The sequence below is a fragment of the Rudaea sp. genome (assembly GCF_036383415.1).
GTDB lineage: Bacteria > Pseudomonadota > Gammaproteobacteria > Xanthomonadales > Rhodanobacteraceae > Rudaea.
The window spans coordinates 1-5,310 of sequence record NZ_DASVOK010000126.1; the positions used below are offsets into that span (position 1 = coordinate 1).

General features: G+C 65.5%; 6 protein-coding genes. 5 read left to right on the top strand and 1 reads right to left on the bottom strand.

Features of this window, described 5'->3' with window-relative positions:
• Positions 1 to 268: hypothetical protein (locus VF497_RS04835; protein WP_330886507.1), on the bottom strand; the 268-nt coding region annotated here is incomplete at its 3' end.
• Positions 269 to 486: 218 nt separating this feature from the next.
• Between VF497_RS04835 and aceE the strand changes: the two genes are divergently transcribed.
• From aceE to VF497_RS04860, 5 genes are all read left to right on the top strand, one after another.
• Entirely contained in the window at positions 487 to 3,177 is a 2,691-nt protein-coding gene (gene aceE / locus VF497_RS04840; protein ID WP_330886508.1) for a pyruvate dehydrogenase (acetyl-transferring), homodimeric type, read from the top strand.
• Positions 3,178 to 3,210: 33 nt separating this feature from the next.
• On the top strand, positions 3,211 to 3,711 hold the full coding sequence (locus tag VF497_RS04845) for a hypothetical protein (protein WP_330886509.1): 501 nt from the start codon (positions 3,211 to 3,213) through the stop codon (positions 3,709 to 3,711).
• 10 nt (positions 3,712 to 3,721) lie between these two features.
• A complete protein-coding gene (locus tag VF497_RS04850; protein ID WP_330886510.1) occupies positions 3,722 to 4,384 on the top strand; it encodes a class I SAM-dependent methyltransferase in 663 nt (220 codons plus the stop codon).
• A gap of 86 nt (positions 4,385 to 4,470) precedes the next feature.
• On the top strand, positions 4,471 to 4,935 hold the full coding sequence (locus VF497_RS04855) for a DUF1203 domain-containing protein (RefSeq protein WP_330886511.1): 465 nt from the start codon (positions 4,471 to 4,473) through the stop codon (positions 4,933 to 4,935).
• 90 nt (positions 4,936 to 5,025) lie between these two features.
• Positions 5,026 to 5,310: hypothetical protein (locus tag VF497_RS04860; protein ID WP_330886512.1), on the top strand; the 285-nt coding region annotated here is incomplete at its 3' end.

Sequence of the window (5,310 nt, forward strand, 5' to 3'; positions counted from 1 at the left end):
CGCGCGCGAGCGCCTTGCCGAGTTCGAGCTGCGGCACCGCCCAGCGCGGCGTCAGCGCAGCGGCGCGCCGCAGCGCCCCGATTTCACGCTGCTGCTCGTTCAACGCGCGCGCCAGCGTGGCTTCGACCAGACTCGCGCGCACATCGTTGGGCGCAGCGGCGAGAACCGGGTCGAGCAAGTTGCCCGCGCGGACAAGATCGCCCGCGCGGATTGAGGTTTCGACGGCAACGAGTCGGGCGAGGATGGGGTCAGCGGCGGGCGTGCTCATCGGTCACAACCGCGTGGACACCGGCCGATGCAGCGATGACACGAACAGGCAGGGATCATGCCCGGAACCATACCGCCCGACGCGCCGCGACGCCAAGTTTTTTCCAGTTTTTGCAGGTGTCACGGCATGCGCGGTCGGTTAGACTTGGCTCGCGCGTGCGCGCAGCGGCCAAACATATTCAATCAGCGCTCGATGAGGCGCTCGCGGAGGGAAAGACCATGAACAAGCTCGACGACATCCTCAACCAGGACATCGATCCCACCGAAACCCGCGAGTGGACCGAGTCGCTCGACGCAGTGATCGGCAGCGACGGCCCCGAACGGGCGCATTTCCTGCTCGAGAAGATGGTCGACGCGACGCGTCGCGCAGGCGGCCACCTGCCGTTCTCGCCGACGACCGAATACATCAACACGATCCCGCCGCACCTCGAGGCGAAGAGCCCGGGCGATGCGGAGATGGAGTGGAAGATCCGCTGCCTCGTGCGCTGGAACGCGATGGCGATGGTCGTGCGCGCGAACCGCAAGCCGGGCGACCTCGGTGGCCATATCGCGAGCTTCGCCTCCAGCGCGACGCTGGTCGACGTCGGCTTCAACCATTTCTGGCGCGCACCGAGCGAGAACCATCCGGGCGACCTCGTTTTCCACCAGGGCCACGCGAGTCCGGGCGTCTACGCGCGCTCGTTCCTCGAAGGCCGCATCGACGAGGACCGGCTCGACCTGTTCCGCATGGAGGTCGCCGGCCACGGTCGCGGCCTGTCCTCGTATCCGCATCCGTGGCTGATGCCGGACTACTGGCAGGCGCCGACCGTGTCGATGGGCCTGGGCCCCTTGCAGGCAATCTACCAGGCGCACGTGATGCGCTATCTCGAGAACCGCGGCCTGATTCCGAAGAGCGACCGCAAGGTCTGGTGCTTCATCGGTGACGGTGAATCGGACGAGCCGGAAACGCTCGGCGCGATCTCGCTCGCCGGACGCGAGAAGCTCGACAACCTCATCTTCGTGCTCAACTGCAACCTGCAACGCCTCGACGGCCCGGTGCGCGGCAACGGCAAGATCATCCAGGAACTCGAAGGCGTGTTCCGCGGTGCCGGCTGGAACGTGCTCAAGCTCGTCTGGGGCAGCTACTGGGATCCGCTGCTCGCGCGCGACACCAAGGGCGTGCTGCGCAAGCTCATGATGGAAACGGTCGACGGCGAATACCAGGCGTGCAAGGCCTTCGGCGGCGCGTACACGCGCGAGCATTTCTTCGGCAAGTATCCGGAGACGCTCGAGATGGTGCGCAGCCTCTCCGACGACGACATCTGGCGTCTCAACCGCGGCGGGCACGATCCGCACAAGGTCTATGCGGCGTACCACGAAGCGGTCAACACGCAAGGTATGCCGACCGTGATCCTGGCCAAGACGGTCAAGGGTTACGGCATGGGCGCGTCGGGTGAATCGCTCAATCCCACGCACCAGCAGAAGAAGCTCGACAACGAGGCGGTGCGCGCGTTCCGCGACCGCTTCCGCATCCCGATCCCGGACGACAAGATCGACCAGGTGCCGTACTACCATCCGGGCAAGGATTCGCCGGAAGTGAAGTACATGCTCGAGCGCCGCGCCGCACTTGGCGGCTTCCTGCCGCAGCGCCGGCGCAAGAGCACCTCGTTCGAGGCACCGGCTCTGTCCGCGTTCGAGCAGATCACCAAGGGCACGGGCGATCGCGAGATCTCGACGACGATGGCGTTCGTGCGCGGCATCAACCTGCTGCTGCGCGACAAGGGCCTCGGCCAGCGCATCGTGCCGATCGTCGCCGACGAAGCGCGCACGTTCGGCATGGAAGGCATGTTCCGCCAGATCGGCATCTACGCGCCGTTCGGGCAGAAGTACCGTCCGCAGGACGCCGACCAGCTCATGTATTACCGCGAGGACATCAAGGGTCAGGTGTTGCAGGAAGGCATTTCCGAACCGGGCGCGATGAGCGCGTGGATCGCCGCGGCGACGAGCTATTCGGTGTCGAACGTGCCGATGCTGCCGTTCTACATCTACTACTCGATGTTCGGCTTCCAGCGCATCGGCGACCTAGCCTGGGCCGCGGGCGACATGCGCGCGCGCGGATTCCTCGTCGGCGGAACCGCCGGCCGCACCACGCTCAACGGCGAAGGCCTGCAGCATGAAGACGGCCACAGCCACCTGTTCGCCGCCAACATCCCGAACTGCAAGGCCTACGATCCGACCTTCTCCTACGAAGTCGCCGTGGTCATGCAGGACGGCGTGCGCCGCATGATGCAGGAGCAGGAAGACGTCTATTACTACGTCACCGTGATGAACGAGAACTACCCGCACCCCGACCTGCCCAAGGGCGCGGAGGAAGGCATCATCAAGGGCATGTACCTGTTCAAGGACGCGGGCAAGCCGAAGAAGAACGAACCGCGCGTGCAGCTGCTCGGCAGCGGCACGATCCTGCGCGAGGCGATCGCCGCGGCCGAACTGCTCGAGAAGGAATTCGGCGTGACCGCCGACATCTGGAGTTGCCCGAGCTTCTCCGAACTGCGCAAGGACGGCTTCGATGCCGAACGCTGGAACCGCCTGCATCCGGAAGACAAGCCGCGCCAGGCGTACGTGACCCAGTGCCTCGCCGACCGCGCCGGCCCGGCGGTCGCCGCGACCGACTACGTGCGCGAATACGCTGATCAGATCCGCGCGTTCATGCCGGACGGCAAGAAGTACACCGTGCTCGGCTGCGACGGCTACGGCCGCAGCGATTCGCGCGACAACCTGCGCCGATTCTTCGAGGTCGATCGCTACTACATCGCCCAGGCCGCGATCGCCGCGCTCGCCGCCGAAGGCAAGATGAGCGCCAAGGACGTCGCCCGCGCGATCAAGACCTGGAAGATCGATGCGGACAAGCCGAATCCACTGACGGTGTGAGGCAGACTGAACCAATCAGCAGGGAGAAACACGATGGTGGTCAAACGCTGTCTGCACGCGCTATTCGCTTTGCTGCTTATATGCATCTGCGGGCAGTTGTTGGCTCAGGGCGCAATCGCCCCGATACAGTTTTCGCCAGCCAACCCGAACTCCAGCACGCCGGTGACAGCGACGTTGCAATACTACTGCCCGGCCGACGCTGCAACGAACGTACAGCCAAACGGCAACGCAATAACGCTCACCACGTATGCCAATTGCGTGGGCACTCCGCCACCGATTTGCGCGACGTGCACGCCTTGGACCCTTCCTAGCGTCTCGCTCGGCATCCTCCCTGCCGGGTCCCACAGCGTCACCTGGCAGGAGAGTTCGGTCGATACCATCCGGGTGCTGGCAACAATGGGGCTTGTTGTATCTGCCGCGCCGACGGCCAGCGTTTCCGCCCCGATCAGCCCATCATCCTTGTTGCTCAGCGTGGCTAGTCTATTGGCAGCAGGCGCATTTGCGCTGCGCAGAAGTCGGGGCTCCGCGCGATGAATTTGTTGCGATGACGTCGGCAATCCCGGCAACCAAGCCCATTGCCCGACAATTCGCCGAACCTTCGCATTACTGGTATGCGCGCTGCAAGCTCGCCACCGACCCGCTGTATGCGGCCGTCGGCGACGCATTGCGGGAGACGATCGCTCCGCTGTTGGACCTCGGTTGTGGCATCGGCCTGCTTGCCCACACACTGCGTGCACGGGGCTTCGCCGGTAGCTACGCCGGCATCGACAACGACGCGAACAAGATCGCTGCTGCACGCGCAGCGGCCGAGCATGCGGACCTGGATGATGTACGCTTTGCTTGTGTCGATCTCACCCGCGAAACTTTTCCCGCCCATCGCGGCAGCGTCGCGCTGCTCGATGTGCTGCAATACCTGCCGCCGCAGGCGGCGGACGAACTGATCGAACGCGCGGCCGCTTGCATCGTGCCCGGCGCGCGCCTGGTGATCCGCAGCGGACTCGACGATGCCGACGCGCGCACGCGCTTCACCCGCGCGATGGACGTGTTCTCGCGCGGGATCGGCTGGATGAATACCGCGCCGAAACGCTATCCGACGCGCGCAGGACTCGAAGCGCTGTTGGCGCGTTGCGGTCTGAGCGCGAGCTTCGCGCCGCTGAGCGGGCGGCTGCCGTTCAACAACTGGTTGATCGTCGCCGAGCGTGGCTGACGCCACGAATTCGCGCGCAAGAAGCGGAGTTCGCACGCAGCGCCGACGCGGCACACTGCGCTCGAATCCACTCATCGAGCACTGTCATGCATTTCCGTATCCGCGGCCTGTCGGCCGAACCGTTCGCCGACCTGTTTGCGCTGACCGACGCCGAACTTGCGCAACGCTGCGCCGTGCGCCGCACGGTCGACGCCGATCACGGCTATCCGTGCCGCATCAGCCTGAGTGACGCAAAGATTGGCGACGAAGTCATCCTCGTCAACTACGAACATCTCGCCGTCGCCACGCCTTACCGCTCTCGTCACGCGATCTACGTGCGCGAAGGCGAAGTCCGCTTCGACGCCGTCGACCAGGTGCCGCAGATGCTGCGCAAGCGCCTGCTCTCGCTGCGCGGCTTCGACGCCGACGGCATGATGACTTCGGCCGATGTCGTCGAGGGCCGCGACATCGAAGCAGCTATCACGCGCCAGCTTGCCGATCCGCAGACGCGTTATCTGCACGCGCATATCGCACGCCCAGGCTGCTACGCCGCGCACATCGAACGCGCCTGAGAGCAGGTTCTGCGGCGAGCCGCGCTGGTACGCCATGCGCGCCCAAGTCCGCTATGCTTGTGACAGTCTTTCGGGCGGACGGGATGGGTGATGGAAGCAGCGCAGTGGCGCGCGGAGTGGCTCGGCTGGAACGGCGCTACGCTGCGCTGGCGCATCGCTGGTGACCTCGCCGGGGTGCCCGCGACCGAACTGACGCTCGACGGCGTCGCCTTCGCGCGCTTCGCCGCGGATGCTGCCGGCGAACGCGAATTCGAGTTCGAGTTTCCTTTCTCGCCGAGCGGCCACGACGAACTGCGTTTCGGCCTCGCCGTGACCGGTACCGAGCCGGTGCTTGATCTGCTGCCCGGATGGGAGGTGCGTCTGGGCACACCTGCC